This is a genomic window from Actinoplanes sp. 13 (assembly GCF_056134165.1).
On record NZ_JBVYOQ010000010.1, the window covers coordinates 88,793 to 102,476 of the forward strand.

Annotated in this window: 15 protein-coding genes; 11 read left to right on the top strand and 4 right to left on the bottom strand. The window is 70.9% G+C overall.

Annotation, left to right across the window (positions count from 1 at the left end; all coding sequences use genetic code 11):
* Positions 1 to 227: 227 nt before the first annotated feature.
* The gene (locus tag AC0NH5_RS21045) at positions 228 to 1,193 is read right to left on the bottom strand and encodes a COX15/CtaA family protein (RefSeq protein WP_474406372.1); all 966 of its coding nucleotides are present in this window, start codon (positions 1,191 to 1,193) and stop codon (positions 228 to 230) included.
* A gap of 113 nt (positions 1,194 to 1,306) precedes the next feature.
* On the opposite strand from AC0NH5_RS21045, the gene AC0NH5_RS21050 reads away from it, so the two are divergent.
* The 10 genes from AC0NH5_RS21050 (at position 1,307) to AC0NH5_RS21095 (ending at position 9,651) form a co-directional block, all read left to right on the top strand.
* Complete coding sequence (locus tag AC0NH5_RS21050) at positions 1,307 to 2,059, top strand: helix-turn-helix transcriptional regulator (protein ID WP_474406373.1); 753 nt, start codon at positions 1,307 to 1,309, stop codon at positions 2,057 to 2,059.
* Complete coding sequence (gene sufB / locus AC0NH5_RS21055) at positions 2,056 to 3,477, top strand: Fe-S cluster assembly protein SufB (RefSeq protein WP_474406374.1); 1,422 nt, start codon at positions 2,056 to 2,058, stop codon at positions 3,475 to 3,477. Before AC0NH5_RS21050 ends, sufB begins: the two co-directional genes overlap by 4 nt.
* Positions 3,478 to 3,514: 37 nt before the next feature.
* The gene (sufD, locus tag AC0NH5_RS21060) at positions 3,515 to 4,642 is read left to right on the top strand and encodes a Fe-S cluster assembly protein SufD (protein WP_474406376.1); all 1,128 of its coding nucleotides are present in this window, start codon (positions 3,515 to 3,517) and stop codon (positions 4,640 to 4,642) included.
* Positions 4,639 to 4,971, top strand: coding sequence for a non-heme iron oxygenase ferredoxin subunit (locus tag AC0NH5_RS21065; protein WP_474406378.1), 333 nt, complete (start codon positions 4,639 to 4,641; stop codon positions 4,969 to 4,971). Before sufD ends, AC0NH5_RS21065 begins: the two co-directional genes overlap by 4 nt.
* The gene (gene sufC, locus AC0NH5_RS21070) at positions 4,968 to 5,726 is read left to right on the top strand and encodes a Fe-S cluster assembly ATPase SufC (protein ID WP_474406380.1); all 759 of its coding nucleotides are present in this window, start codon (positions 4,968 to 4,970) and stop codon (positions 5,724 to 5,726) included. Before AC0NH5_RS21065 ends, sufC begins: the two co-directional genes overlap by 4 nt.
* Before the next feature lie 13 nt (positions 5,727 to 5,739).
* Positions 5,740 to 6,969 (top strand): cysteine desulfurase, encoded by a 1,230-nt coding sequence (locus AC0NH5_RS21075; RefSeq protein WP_474406381.1) that lies wholly within the window; start codon positions 5,740 to 5,742, stop codon positions 6,967 to 6,969.
* Entirely contained in the window at positions 6,966 to 7,424 is a 459-nt protein-coding gene (sufU, locus tag AC0NH5_RS21080) for a Fe-S cluster assembly sulfur transfer protein SufU (protein WP_474406630.1), read from the top strand. The genes AC0NH5_RS21075 and sufU overlap by 4 nt, the downstream gene beginning before the upstream one ends.
* A gap of 152 nt (positions 7,425 to 7,576) precedes the next feature.
* A complete protein-coding gene (locus tag AC0NH5_RS21085; protein WP_474406633.1) occupies positions 7,577 to 7,981 on the top strand; it encodes a metal-sulfur cluster assembly factor in 405 nt (134 codons plus the stop codon).
* 72 nt (positions 7,982 to 8,053) lie between these two features.
* A complete protein-coding gene (locus AC0NH5_RS21090; protein WP_474406383.1) occupies positions 8,054 to 8,800 on the top strand; it encodes a maleylpyruvate isomerase family mycothiol-dependent enzyme in 747 nt (248 codons plus the stop codon).
* On the top strand, positions 8,797 to 9,651 hold the full coding sequence (locus tag AC0NH5_RS21095) for an LLM class flavin-dependent oxidoreductase (protein ID WP_474406386.1): 855 nt from the start codon (positions 8,797 to 8,799) through the stop codon (positions 9,649 to 9,651). Before AC0NH5_RS21090 ends, AC0NH5_RS21095 begins: the two co-directional genes overlap by 4 nt.
* Here the strand turns inward: AC0NH5_RS21095 and AC0NH5_RS21100 are convergent.
* The 3 genes from AC0NH5_RS21100 to AC0NH5_RS21110 form a co-directional block, all read right to left on the bottom strand.
* The gene (locus AC0NH5_RS21100) at positions 9,616 to 10,365 is read right to left on the bottom strand and encodes an alpha/beta fold hydrolase (protein ID WP_474406388.1); all 750 of its coding nucleotides are present in this window, start codon (positions 10,363 to 10,365) and stop codon (positions 9,616 to 9,618) included. The two genes, AC0NH5_RS21095 and AC0NH5_RS21100, sit on opposite strands and share 36 nt — an antisense overlap.
* Positions 10,366 to 10,479: 114 nt before the next feature.
* The gene (locus tag AC0NH5_RS21105; RefSeq protein WP_474406389.1) at positions 10,480 to 11,814 is read right to left on the bottom strand and encodes an MFS transporter; all 1,335 of its coding nucleotides are present in this window, start codon (positions 11,812 to 11,814) and stop codon (positions 10,480 to 10,482) included.
* A gap of 61 nt (positions 11,815 to 11,875) precedes the next feature.
* Positions 11,876 to 12,565 carry a histidine phosphatase family protein gene (locus AC0NH5_RS21110; protein WP_474406391.1) on the bottom strand — a complete coding sequence of 230 codons (690 nt, stop codon included), beginning with the start codon at positions 12,563 to 12,565 and terminating at the stop codon, positions 11,876 to 11,878.
* A gap of 504 nt (positions 12,566 to 13,069) precedes the next feature.
* Between AC0NH5_RS21110 and AC0NH5_RS21115 the strand changes: the two genes are divergently transcribed.
* A complete protein-coding gene (locus tag AC0NH5_RS21115) occupies positions 13,070 to 13,678 on the top strand; it encodes a LysE family transporter (RefSeq protein WP_474406392.1) in 609 nt (202 codons plus the stop codon).
* Positions 13,679 to 13,684: the final 6 nt, after the last annotated feature.

A 13,684-nucleotide genomic window follows, 5' to 3' on the forward strand; every position in this document is an offset into this window, starting at 1 on the left:
CGCTGATTCGCGGGGCCGGCTTTCGCGTTCTTGCGCCGGCTCTGCCTCCGGCGGGATCGCTCGGGCGGGCTTGGTGTGTGAAGTTGGGGTGCGAATCGAGCCGTGACTTCACACGCTGAGCTGGCAGCTCAGCCCGGCGGGGGGGGCAAAGGCGTGAGTGGGCAGTGGGTCGCGTGTGGGTACGGGACCGGGCATTGGTCGTACCAGATCAGGGGTGTGGAAGAGCGTCACGCGGTGGTGACGGGTTCCTTGGCGATCGGGCGGCCGGCCGGCGCGGTGGGGGTGCGGGCGGGACGGGTGCGCAGGGACCAGAGCATCGCCAGCGTCGAGGTCCAGACCAGGCCGGAGCCGAGCATGTGGGCGGCGACGAGGGCGACCGGCAGGTGCGTGAAGTACTGCACGAAGCCGATCAGGCCTTGGCTCAGCTCGACGGCGATCAGCACCGCGGCGGCCTTGACGGCGGGGGCGGGGGCGTCGACGGCGCGCAGGGCGAACCACATCGCGACTGAGAGACCGATGAGCAGGAAGACCAGGTCGGCGTGGACCTGGGAGACGGTGGCGGGGTCGAGGTCGTTGCGCTTGGCGCCCTGGTCACCGGAGTGTGGACCGCTGCCGGTGACGACGACGCCGGCGGCGATCACGGCGAAGCTGACCAGCGCGGTGATCCGGGCGAGCGTGCGCAGCGGGGCGGGCACCAGGGAGACCGGTGCGCCGTCGCCCTCGCTGACCCGCCGCCAGAGTGCGTAGCAGCCGGCGATCAGCGCGATCGACAGGATGAAGTGCAGGCCGACCACCCACGGGTTGAGGTTGGTCAGCACCGTGATGCCGCCGATCACGCCCTGCCCGGGGATGCCGAGCGCGACCGCCATCGAGAGGATGATCAGCGAGCGGCGGCCCCGGCCGAGTGCGCCGAGGAAGCAGGCGATCGCGAGGCCGACCAGCACGAAGGTGAGCAGCCGGTTGCCGAACTCGATGACACCGTGAATACCCATCTCGGGTGTGGTGGTGTACGAGTCGTCGGTGCATCGGGGCCAGGTCGGGCAACCGAGACCGGAATTGGTCAGCCGGACCGCGGCGCCGGTGACGATCAGCGCCACGTTGGCGACCAGTGAGGCCAGGGCCAGCCCGCGCAGGGAGGCACTCAGGCGCTGGGCGAGGCGGGTGCGGCCGAGCCACGACGTCGAAGCGGACACGCGGGCATCGTACGCCCGTGGCCGGACCTTGATTTTCGCAGCTCGGCAACCGGTGGGACGGATCACCGGGGTTCGGTTTGCAGCGGCCGACGGAAATACGTAACGTTGGCGTAGTGAAAAACGAGGTGCTGCTACGGACCGGTGCGGTGGCGTCTGCCCCCGCGTCGGACGGGCGCACGCGTGACCGGGTCGCCCAGCTGTTGCTGGAGCGTGGCACCGCCACCGCGGCCGAGCTCGGCGCCGAGCTGGGGCTCAGCCCGGCGGCCATCCGCAAGCACCTCGACGCGATGCTCGCCGAGGAACTGGTGGAGACCCGTGAGGTCCGCCGGACCGGTCCGCGCGGGCGGGGGCGTCCCGCCAAGAGCTTCATGCTGACCGCCGCGGCCCGGGAGAGCTTCCCGCACCACTACGACGGCATCGCGACCGCCGCGCTGCGCTGGATCGCCGAGCACCACGGGCCGGAGGCGGTCAGTGCCTTCGCCTCGTCCCAGGTCGCCGCCCTCGAGGAGCGGCTCCGGGCGGCGCTGATGTCCGCCGGGGACGACCCGTTCGCACGGGCCGAGGCACTCGCCGACGCGCTGACCGCGGAAGGCTACGCTGCCAACGCGACCACGATCGCGTCCGGCGGGCAGCTGTGTCAGCATCACTGCCCGGTGGCGCACGTGGCCGCCGAGTTTCCTCAGCTGTGCGACGCCGAGACCGAAGTCATCTCCCGGCTCATCGGCACCCACGTGCAGCGCCTCGCCACCATCGCACACGGCGATGGGGTGTGCACCACGCACATTCCAGCCACCCCATCCGACCACCCCACCCACCTTCCGCAAATCGGACTGAAGACAACTAGCTCGGTTAGGACAGATACATGACTGACCAGATCGTCACTCAGGAAGAGCACCTCGCCGCTCTTGGTCGGTACGAGTACGGCTGGGCCGACAGCGACACCGCGGGCGCGACTGCTCAGCGTGGTCTGTCCGAGGCGGTGGTGCGCAACATCTCCGGGCTGAAGAGCGAGCCGCAGTGGATGCTCGACCTGCGGCTGAAGGGCCTGCGCCTGTTCGACCGCAAGCCGATGCCGAACTGGGGCGCCGACCTCACCGGGATCGACTTCCAGAACATCAAGTACTTCGTGCGCTCCACCGAGAAGCAGGCCGCTTCCTGGGAGGACCTGCCCGAGGACATCAAGGCCACCTACGACAAGCTCGGCATCCCGGAGGCGGAGAAGCAGCGCCTGGTCGCCGGCGTCGCCGCGCAGTACGAGTCCGAGGTCGTCTATCACGCGATCCGTGAGGACCTCGAGGCGCAGGGCGTGCTGTTCCTGGACACCGACACCGCGCTGAAGGAGCACCCGGAGCTCTTCAGGGAGTACTTCGGCACCGTCATCCCGGTCGGCGACAACAAGTTCGCCGCGCTGAACACCAGCGTGTGGTCCGGCGGCTCGTTCATCTACGTGCCGAAGGGCGTGCACGTGGACATCCCGCTGCAGGCCTACTTCCGGATCAACACGGAGAACATGGGCCAGTTCGAGCGGACCCTGATCATCGCCGACGAGGACTCGTACGTGCACTACGTCGAGGGCTGCACCGCGCCGATCTACTCGTCCGACTCGCTGCACTCCGCGGTCGTCGAGATCGTCGTGAAGAAGAACGCCCGGGTGCGGTACACGACCATCCAGAACTGGTCGAACAACGTCTACAACCTGGTCACCAAGCGCGCCACCTGCGAAGAGGGCGCGACCATGGAGTGGGTCGACGGCAACATCGGCTCCAAGGTGACGATGAAGTACCCGGCGGTCTACATGACCGGCGCGCACGCCAAGGGCGAGGTCCTCTCGATCGCCATGGCCGGCGAGGGTCAGCACCAGGACTCCGGCGCCAAGATGGTGCACGCCGCGCCGCACACCTCCTCGACCATCATCTCCAAGTCGATCGCCCGTGGCGGCGGCCGCACCAGTTACCGCGGTCTGGTGCAGGTGCTGGAGGGCTCGTCGAACTCGAAGAGCACGGTCAAGTGCGACGCGCTGCTCGTCGACACGATCTCCCGGTCGGACACGTACCCGTACGTCGACATCCGCGAGGACGACGTGAACATGGGTCACGAGGCGACCGTCTCCAAGGTCAGCGAGGACCAGCTCTTCTACCTGATGAGCCGCGGTCTGACCGAGGACGAGGCGATGGCGATGATCGTGCGTGGCTTCATCGAGCCGATCGCCAAGGAACTGCCGATGGAGTACGCCCTGGAGCTCAACCGCTTGATCGAGCTCCAAATGGAAGGTGCTGTCGGCTGACCAGCCGGTTCTGTTGGATTCGGATTCAAAGGACGAGATGACTACCGAGGCCATTGCCCCGCCGAGCACCAAGTCGCAGGTGCTGCGCTCCTTCGACGTCGCCGACTTCCGGGCCCTCAACGGCCTGGAGGAGGAGTGGCGCTTCACCCCTCTCAAGCGGCTGGGTGACCTGGTCAAGGCCACGTCGCTGACCGGCGCCGCGCCGTCCGTCGAGTACGGCGACCTGCCGGCCGGCGTCACGGTGTCGACCGCCGAGTCGGTGGCGGACGTGCTCACGCCGTTCGACCGGATCAGCGCTCTGGCGTACGGCTCGGCTGCCGGGGTCACCCTCATCGAGGTGGCGCCCGAGGCCGAGCCGGCCGAGGCGGCGGTGATCCGGCTGGCCGGCAAGGGCGGCGACGCCGCGGCGGCGCGCACCTATGTGAAGGTGGGCAACTTCGCCAAGGCGACGATCGTGCTCCAGCAGACCGGCTCGGTCACGCTCGCCGACAACATCGAGGTGGTGCTCGGCGACAGCGCCCAGCTCACCTTCGTGACGCTCGCCGAGTGGGACCGTGACGCCGTGCAGGCGCAGCACGTGAAGTTCCGGGTCGGCAAGGACGCCCGGGTGCAGCACGTGCAGGTCACCCTCGGCGGTGACCTGGTGCGCCAGTTCACCAGCGTGGAGTACGCCGGGCGCGGTGGCGACGCCGAGCTGTGGGGTCTGTACTTCACCGGCTCCGGCCAGCACCACGAGCACCGCCAGCTGGTCGATCACAGCGTGCCGGACTGCCGCAGCTACGTGGGTTACCGCGGGGCGCTGCAGGGCGCGTCGGCGCACACGGTCTGGGTCGGCGACGTGCTGATCCGGGCCGCGGCCACCGGCACCGACACGTACGAGATCAACCGGAACCTCATCCTCACCGACGGGGCGCGCGCCGACTCGGTGCCGAACCTGGAGATCGAGACCGGCGAGGTCGCCGGCGCCGGGCACGCGAGCGCGACCGGCCGTTTCGACGACGAGCAGCTGTTCTACCTGATGGCGCGTGGCATCCCCGAGGAGGAGGCGCGCAAGCTGGTGGTCCGCGGCTTCTTCGCCGAGCTGATCAACAAGATCCCGGTCGAGGAGCTGCGGGAGCGGCTGGGCGACGCGATCGAGGCCCGGCTGGCCTCGTCCGGCTCGTGAGCTTCGAGTACGTCGGGCCGGTGTCCGACGTGGCCAAGGGCACCGCGCTCCAGGTGGAGGTCGACGGGGTCGAGGTCGCGGTCGTGCACGCCGACGACGACAACTTCTACGCCGTCCGCGACGAGTGCAGTCACGCCTCGGTGGCCCTCTCCGAGGGCGAGGTCGACGGCTGCACGCTGGAGTGCTGGTTGCACGGCTCCCGCTTCGACCTGCGCACCGGTGAGCCCTCCGGCCCGCCCGCCATCGACCCGGTGGCGATCTTCCCCGTCGAGATCCGCGACGGCGACATCTACGTTTCGACGATCCCGAGCAATGGAGTAAAGCCGTGAGCACCCTGGAGATCCGCGACCTGCAGGTTTCGGTGAAGCTGCCGGACGGCGAGCTGAAGCCGATCCTGGCCGGCGTCGACCTGACCGTGAAGTCGGGCGAGACCCACGCCATCATGGGTCCGAACGGCTCCGGCAAGTCGACCCTGGCCTACTCGATCGCGGGCCACCCGAAGTACGAGATCACCGGTGGCACGGTGACCCTGGACGGCGCCGACGTGCTCGAGCTGAGCGTCGACGAGCGCGCCCGGGCCGGTCTCTTCCTGGCCATGCAGTACCCGGTCGAGGTGCCCGGTGTCTCGGTGGCGAACTTCCTGCGGACCGCGAAGACGGCGATCGACGGCGAGGCGCCGAAGCTGCGCACCTGGGCCGGCGAGCTGCGCGGCGCCATGGAGAAGCTGCACATGGACCCGGCGTTCGCGCAGCGCAACGTCAACGAGGGCTTCTCCGGCGGTGAGAAGAAGCGTCACGAGATCATGCAGCTCGAGCTGCTGAAGCCGAAGATGGCGATCCTCGACGAGACCGACTCCGGCCTCGACATCGACGCGCTGCGGATCGTCTCCGAGGGCGTGAACCGGGTTCGCGCCACCGGCGAGACCGGCTTCCTGCTGATCACCCACTACACCCGGATCCTGCGTTACATCAAGCCGGACTTCGTGCACGTCTTCGTGGGCGGCAAGATCGTCCAGGAGGGTGGCCCGGAGCTCGCCGAGCAGCTCGAGGCCGAGGGCTACGAGAAGTTCCTCACCCGGGCCTGATAGGGGTTTTCCGATGAGCTTCGACGTCGAGCGGGTCCGCAAGGACTTCCCGATCTTCGAGCGGGAGGTCAACGGCCACCCGCTGGTCTACCTGGACAGCGCCAACACCTCGCAGAAACCGGTGCAGGTGCTCGACGTCATGCGCGCGCACCAGGAGCGGTACAACGGCAACGTGTCCCGCTCCGTGCACACGCTCGGCACCGAGTCGACCGAGGCGTACGAGGGCGCCCGGTCCCGCATCGCCGCCTTCATCGGGGCGGCGAGCCCGGACGAGGTGGTGTTCACCAAGAACTCCACCGAGGCGATCAACCTGGCCGCGTACTCGCTCGGGCAGATGCTGCGCCTCGGTCCGGGCGACGAGGTGGTGATCTCCGAGATGGAGCACCACTCGAACCTGGTGCCGTGGCAGTTGCTGTGCGAGCGGACCGGCGCCACGCTGCGCTGGTTCGGGATCACCGACGAGGGGCGGCTGGACGAGTCGTCGCTCGACGACCTGATCGGCCCGCGCACGAAGATCGTTTCGCTCGTGCACATGTCGAACGTGCTCGGCACGATCAACGACGTGTCCCGGATCTCCGCCCGCGCGCGGGAGGCCGGCGCGCTGCTGATGCTGGACTGCTCGCAGTCGGTCCCGCACCTGCCGCTCGACGTGCGTGCCCTGGGTGCCGACCTGATCGCGTTCACCGGGCACAAGATGCTCGGCCCGACCGGCATCGGCGTCCTGTGGGGCCGGTTCGACCTGCTCGCGCAGATGCCGCCGTTCCTGGCCGGCGGCTCGATGATCGAGACGGTCACGATGACGGGTACGACCTACGCCGCGCCGCCCGCCCGGTTCGAGGCCGGCACCCCGCCGATCACCGAGGCCATCGGTCTGGGCGCGGCGGTGGACTACCTCACCGCGCTGGGCATGGAAGCGGTCCACCGGCACGAGCAGGAGATCACGGCGTACGCCCTGGACGCGCTCACCGCGGTGCCCGGCGTGCGGATCTTCGGCCCGGCGAGCCCGGAGGGGCGCGGCGGCACGGTGTCGTTCGGGGTCGACGGGGTACACCCCCATGACGTGGGACAGATCCTCGACGCGCTCGGAGTGGAGGTGCGGGTCGGCCACCACTGCGCGCGGCCGGTCTGCTCCCGTTTCAGCGTGCCGGCGATGACCCGGGCCTCGTTCTACCTTTACACGACGACGGCCGAGATCGACGCCCTCGCGCGCGGTCTCGACCAGGTGCGGAAGGTGTTCGGCTGATGCTCGACGGGTTGTACCAGGAAATCATCCTCGATCACTACAAGAACCCGCACGGGCGCGGGCTGCGGGAGCCGTTCGACGGCGAGGCGCACCACGTGAACCCGACCTGTGGTGACGAGATCACCGTCCGGGTCTCGGCGGACCTCGCCGAGATCTCGTACGACGGGCTGGGCTGCTCGATCAGCCAGGCCTCGGCGTCGGTGCTGCACGAGCTGCTGCAAGGTCGCGACACGGCGTCGGCCGCCGCGGTCCTCCACGCGTTCGTGGAGCTGATGCAGGGCCGTGGCCAGGTGGAACCCGACGAGGATGTGCTCGGCGACGGGATCGCCTTCGCCGGGGTGGCGAAGTTCCCGGCCCGGGTCAAGTGCGCTCTGTTGCCGTGGATGGCGTTCAAGGACGCCGCGGCCCGTGCCGGTGTGGATGTGGGCGTTGCCCCGGAGGTGAAGGCATCATGACTGCTGCTCAAGAGACCAATTTGTCCGAGACCGTGGCCACGGCTCCGGGGTCGGCCCCGGTCGCCTCGGAAGAGGAAGTGCCCACCTGGCTGGCGGAGGAGCGCGCCGCGGCTGCCGACGCCGGGGAACCGGTGGAGGCTCCGGAGGTCAGCCTGACGGCTCCGGCGGAGGGATCCCCGGCGGCGGAGGCGGCCGCCGCCGTCCCCGCCGACGCCGGCAAGCCGGCCGTCAAGAAGGCCTCGATCGACGAGGTCGAGGAGGCCATGAAGGACGTGGTCGACCCCGAGCTCGGGATCAACGTGGTCGACCTGGGGCTGGTCTACGGCACCCACGTCGACGACGACAACGTGGCCACGCTCGACATGACGCTGACGTCGGCGGCCTGCCCGCTGACCGACGTGATCGAGGATCAGACCCGGCAGGCGCTGACCACCGGCCCCGGCGGCGGGCTGGTGCAGGACTTCCGGATCAACTGGGTCTGGCTGCCGCCGTGGGGCCCGGACAAGATCACCGATGACGGCCGGGAGCAGCTGCGGGCGCTGGGCTTCAACGTCTGAGTTTCGCCATCCAAAGGGCGGTACGCGATCAGCGTGCCGCCCTTTGTCGTACGCCGGTGGTAGAAAACCCGCATGATGCCGTTCGCCGAGCTGCTGTCCCTGATCGAGGATCGATCCGATGCGTTACGGGAGGCGGCCGCCGCCGCGTCCGACCCGGAGGCCCGGGTGCCGGGCTGCCCCGACTGGTCGCTGCGTGACCTCGTCGGGCACGTCGGCGGTGTTCAGCGGTTCTGGGCGGTGACCGTGGCGGCGGCCGACGCGGGCGGCCCCCCGCCGGAGGATCAGCTCGGTGACCTGGCCCCGAGCGGCGACCTGCTGGCGTGGTCGGCCGCGTCCACCCGGCTGATGCTGGCCGCGTTGCGTGCCGCCGGGCCGGAATCGCCCAGCTGGGCCTGGTGGGCGGGGTCCGGTGCGCCGCTGACCGCTCAAGCGGTCGCCAGGCATCAGGTGCAGGAGGCCGGCGTGCACGCCTTCGACGCGCAGGAGGCCATCGGCAAGCCCGAGCCGCTTCCGGCCGCGGTCGCCGTCGACGGGGTCGGCGAGTTCCTCTCCGTCGGCCTGGCCTCGCGAGGAGCCTGGCCGCACCGCCCGGCCCGCGTCACCTTCGCCGCGGTGGAGGGCCCGTCCTGGACCGTCGACCTCTCGCCGGCCGGCGTGCAGACCGACCCGGCAGCCGGCGGCGATCCGGTCACCCGGTTCCACGGCACGGCCAGCGACCTGGTGCTGGCGCTCTACCGGCGGATCCCGCTGTCCGGCATCCGCGTCGACGGCGACCGCACGGTCGCCGAGCAGCTGCGCGAGTGGAGCGTCGGCGGATGACGTCGATCGGGGTGGTGGCCCTGCCGCAGCTCCCGCCGGAGCGGCTCCGCGCCGTGGCGGAGGCGGCCGACGAGGCCGGTGTCGACGAGCTGTGGCTCTGGGAGGACTGCTTCCTGACCAGCGGGACAACCACCGCGGCGGCGGTGCTGGCGTGGACCCGGCGTCTCCGGGTCGGTGTCGGCCTGGTGCCGGTGCCGCTGCGCAACGTCGCGCTGACCGCGATGGAGACGGCCACGCTGCACCGGCTCTTCCCCGGGCGGATCACGATGGGGGTCGGGCACGGCGTGCAGAGCTGGATGGAGCAGGTCGGCGCCCGGGTGGAGTCCCCGATGACGCTGCTTCGCGAGCAGATCACCGCGTTGCGCGGCCTGCTCGCCGGCGAGGAGGTCCGCCTCGACGGGCGTTATGTGCGCCTGGACCGGGTGCGACTCGACTGGCCGCCGGCGCAGGCGCCGTCGCTGCTGGTCGGTGCGGAGGGTCCGCGCACGTTGCGGCTGGCCGGCGAGCACGGCGACGGCGTGATCCTGGCCGGCGGCACCACGCCCGAGCGCGTGCGCGAGGCCCGCGCGGTGATCGGCGCCGGCCGCCTGGTGGTCTATCTGCACGTCGCGACCGGCCCCGGCGCCGCCGAGCGGCTCGAGGGGGAGCGGGTGCGCTGGGGTTACCCGTCCGCCGACGACCGCCTGGTCTCCGGGGACGCGGCGGAGGTCGCGGCGCGGATCCGCCGATGGGCGCAGGCCGGTGCGGACACCGTGGTGCTGCAACCCACCCCGGACGACCCCGACCCGGAGGGTTTCATGCGCTTCGCCGCGGCCTCAGCCGAGAAATTCGCCCAGCAGGGCGTTGACTAGGTCGGGGCGCTCCAGGCTGGGCAGGTGCCCGGCCCAGTCCAGCTCGACGTGGCGGGCAGCCGGCAGGACGGTGGCGAGGTGCGCCGCGATCTCCCGGAAATCGGGGAGGTCGTGGGCGCCCGACACCAGCAAGGCCCGCGCGGTGATCCGGGACAGGTCTGGTTCCGCGATGCCCAGCGACTCCGGGTCCTCGGTCGCCGCGAGCTGCACCTCGAAGGCGTGACGCTGCATCAGGCGCACCTTCGCGCGGACGGCCTCGCCGGCCTGCGGGCCGAGCCAGAGGTCCACGTTCAGCTCAGTTGCACCGGCGACGTCACCGGCCTCCAGCAGCGCCTTCTCACGCTCGCCGAAGGCGCGCAGCTCCGGGCTCGGCGTGTGCCCGGCCATCGCGGTGCACAGCAGCGCCAGCGCGTCCACCCGCTCCGGCCACCGCGCCGCGACCTCCAGGGCGACCATGCCGCCGCCGGAAGCGCCGACCATCGAGAAGCGGCCGGCGCCGACCTGGTCGAGCAGATCGACGACGTCGCGCGCCTGGTCATAGGCCTCGGCCGGCACCGGGGACCCGCCGTACCCGGCCAGGTCGCACCGGATCACCCGGCGGCCCGCGGCGACCAGGAACGGCACCTGCGGATCCCACATCCGCCGGTCGCAGACCGTCGAGTGCAGCAGCAGCACGTCCGGGCCGGAGCCGGTCACGTCAGAAGCCGGAGTCATTCGAGCGAACCTATACCAGTCCGCCGGGTTTCTGCTCACGACCTTGATGTGCCGGCCCAGAGGCGCCGAACGGCTTGACCTCAACGATTTTGAGCCAGCTGTCCGAGTTGGATCTCAGCGAGTGCCGGCGGGAGCAGATCGCCGTGGTGCGGGCCGCCGTTGCCGGACCGCCCGCCCCGCCCGATGATCGTCCAGGGCCTGCCACGCCGGGAAGATGAACGGCGTGACGGTTACCGCCAGATAGCCGATCGCCGCCAGCAGCGCCGCAACGTGCAGTCCCAGCAGATCGGTGGCCCACCCGCCGATCACCCCGCCGAACGGGATGCCCGCCCAGGACACCGCGATCAGCACGCTCATCACCCGGCCATGCATGTGCACCGGGATCCGGCGATAGACCGAGGCGAGCAGGATCGGGTTCACCGTCGACATGAGAGCGCCGGCCAGTGCCGCGGTGACCAACACGATCCACACCTCGTCGGTGAGGGCCAGCGCGAGCAGCTGTGCCGGACCGCCGACGAAGAAACAGACACTGAAGGTGCGCCGCCGGGGCAGCCGGGGAGCGAGAATCGTGTAGAGGATGTTGCCGGCGACCGCACCGAGCCCGAACGCGGTGCCGACCACGCCCAGCGCCGCCGGGCCGTGCGGCCCGTCACGCACCCACACCGGCACGAACACTGTCGCGAACGCCTGGTCGAACATGTTCGTCATGAACAGCATCGACATGATGCCCAGAACCAGGCGATCCTCGCGGACATAGCGGAAGCCGCCGCGCAGCGCGTCCGCGTACCTCTGCTGCCCCGCCTCCCGGGTCGCGTCGTCGGCGAAACCGACCCGCACCAGCCCGCCCAGCAGCACGGCGCAGACCCCGAAGGTCGCCGCGTCGAAGAGCAGGACGGTCGTCGGGCCCAGCGTCGCGATCAGCAGCCCGGCCAGCGGCAGGCCGACCAGAGTCGCCGCGCGCGACATGCCGTCGTACAACGTGGTGCCGCGCTCGGTGGACAGCTCGGAGGCCGCGATCACCCGCGGCAGCAACGCCCGTTTCGCCGCGTCGCCGAACCCGCGCAGCGCCCCGGCCAGCGCGATCAACCCCAGCAGGCTGGTCAGCGAGATGCTCTCGGAATAGACGAACAACGGGATGCAGGCGACCGCGACCACGCTCGCCGCGTCGGCGGCCACCGCGGTGGGGCGCGGGCCGACCCGGTCGACGATCGGGCCACCGAGAAGCCCGGCCAGCACGTAGGGGAGCATCTCGGCGAACCCGGCCACCCCGGCCAGCAACGCCGAATCGGTGCTGGTGAGCACCAGCCAGGGAAGCGCCACGAAGGTGATCCGGCTGCCCAGCATCGAGATCGCCTCGGCGACCAGCAGCACCCCGAGCTGGCACCGCGCCGTGCGCCGCGTCGCTGTCACACCGCCGCCCGGCGCGGGCTCAGCTGGCGGGTGAGGCACCGGCTCAACATATACGTTGCGGAGACAGTCATCGATACCTCACGTGCTCCCACCTGCGGGGTCACGTCGGCGGAAGGTGGTCGACGACGTTGTAACGGTCCAGCGTGAGCCGCCCTTCCGACCCCTTGAAGCGGCTGATTGACGCGTTCCGGACACTGCCCGAATCGGCCTCCACCGCGAGCACCCGCTCCCAGTCCAGATCCTCGATGACGGCGCGCATCATCAGCACCACGGAGTCGTGCGCGACCACGATCACCCGCCGGCCGGCGTGATCCCGGTGCAGATCGTCCAGAAAGGACCGAAGGCGCACCCCGATGTCCTTGAACGACTCACCGCCGGGTGGCGCGTACTCGAACTCGCCCGCCGCCGCCCGCCGGGTCGCCTCGTCCGGGAACCGCTTCGCCACCGCGGCCCGGGTCAGCAGCTCCAGGTCACCCATCAGCCGGTCCACCAGCCGGTCGTCGGTGCGCGGCTCCGGCAGCTCCAGTCCTGAGGCCTCCGCCGCGAGCCGCCACGTCTCCCGGGCCCGCAGGTACGGCGACGTGATCACCACCTCCGGCCGGCGATCCGCCGGCAGGGCCGCCAGCCACTGCCCGATCGCCGCCGCCTGCGCCTTGCCGGTCTCGGTGAGCGGCACCTCGGCGTCCCGCCCGCTGACCTCCGTCTCCAGGAGGCCCTTCGCGTCGGCGGCGGGGAACGCGACGTTCGCCAGGCTCTGCCCGTGCCGCACCAGAATCAGTTCAGCGACCATGATCGGACCCTATCGACACGCACCGTGTCCGGTCACGTTCCGAGTTCACCAAAACGCACGAAGTGACCTCTGACCGCAGGCATTCCCCTCCTCGTTGACATCCCACCCGGCCGCGCCTGCCACCCCCGGGCCCGCGCCTCCGCCCCGCCGGCCCGCGCCCAGGCCGGCGCCCCCGGCCCGCGCCCCCGCGCCGCCGGCCCGCGCCCTCCGCGCCCTCCGCGCGCCGCGCCCTCCGCGCGCCGGCCGCTGCGCCGCTGGCCGGCCGGCAGTCACGCAGGCAAAACGGCCGAGGATCATGTGTGGGTGCCGGCTGGACGGGCTCAGGGCGGGTGGCGCGTGATGGCCGGTGAACCGGTGAAATTGGGTGGCACCGGCCCGGTGGCGGTCGGATGATGGCGGCGTGAACCCGTTGATTCCGTACCCCGCTGCCTCTGTCGCTGTGGCCGTTCGGGCCGCCCGACAGCAGACGGTTCCGTGCGGAACGGCGGTCACCCTCCAGCCGTCATGAGCGGGGCGTTTCTGGCCGGTGCAGTCGCCGGTTATGGCATCGCCGTGCCGGTCGGCGCGATCGCCGTTCTGATCGCGGGGCTCAGTGCCCGCGTCTCCTTGCGGGTCGGTGCTGCGGCCGGCCTGGGTGCGGCCACCGCGGACGGGATCTACGCGTCGGTCGCGGTGGCCGGTGGCGCCGCCGTGGCCGCGTTCGTCGCCCCGATCGCGACACCGCTGCGCTGGGCCGGTGCCGCGGTGCTGCTCGCGCTGGCGGCCTGGACCGCGTGGGGAGCGATCCGGCACCCCGGTGTCGCGGAGCGGGAGGAACGTCCCACGACGGCACTTCGCGCGTACTTCGGGATTCTCGGTCTCACCCTGCTGAACCCCGCGACCGTGATCTATTTTGCCGCGCTGGTGCTCGGCAGCGGAGGCAGCAGCGGAGGGGGTGGCGTCTGGTTCGTGGCCGGCGCCTTCCTGGCCTCCGCGAGCTGGCAGCTGCTGATCGCGGGCGGCGGCTCCCTGGTCGGACGCCTGCTGACCGGCCGGCGCGGCCGGCTGATCACCGCCTTGGTCGCCGGCGCCGTCATAGCCGCCCTGGCGCTCCGCCTGCTGCTGACCAGCTGAGGAAGC

What these genes read in the sequence shown, in the direction of transcription:
- sufB (WP_474406374.1), top strand. Translation starts at nt 2,056, where the DNA reads ATGACTGACCAGATCGTCACTCAGGAAGAGCACCTCGCCGCTCTTGGT.
- sufD (WP_474406376.1), top strand. Translation starts at nt 3,515, where the DNA reads ATGACTACCGAGGCCATTGCCCCGCCGAGCACCAAGTCGCAGGTGCTG.
- AC0NH5_RS21075 (WP_474406381.1), top strand. Translation starts at nt 5,740, where the DNA reads ATGAGCTTCGACGTCGAGCGGGTCCGCAAGGACTTCCCGATCTTCGAG.
- AC0NH5_RS21090 (WP_474406383.1), top strand. Translation starts at nt 8,054, where the DNA reads ATGATGCCGTTCGCCGAGCTGCTGTCCCTGATCGAGGATCGATCCGAT.
- AC0NH5_RS21095 (WP_474406386.1), top strand. Translation starts at nt 8,797, where the DNA reads ATGACGTCGATCGGGGTGGTGGCCCTGCCGCAGCTCCCGCCGGAGCGG.
- AC0NH5_RS21100 (WP_474406388.1), bottom strand. Translation starts at nt 10,365, where the DNA reads ATGACTCCGGCTTCTGACGTGACCGGCTCCGGCCCGGACGTGCTGCTG.
- AC0NH5_RS21110 (WP_474406391.1), bottom strand. Translation starts at nt 12,565, where the DNA reads ATGGTCGCTGAACTGATTCTGGTGCGGCACGGGCAGAGCCTGGCGAAC.
- AC0NH5_RS21115 (WP_474406392.1), top strand. Translation starts at nt 13,070, where the DNA reads ATGAGCGGGGCGTTTCTGGCCGGTGCAGTCGCCGGTTATGGCATCGCC.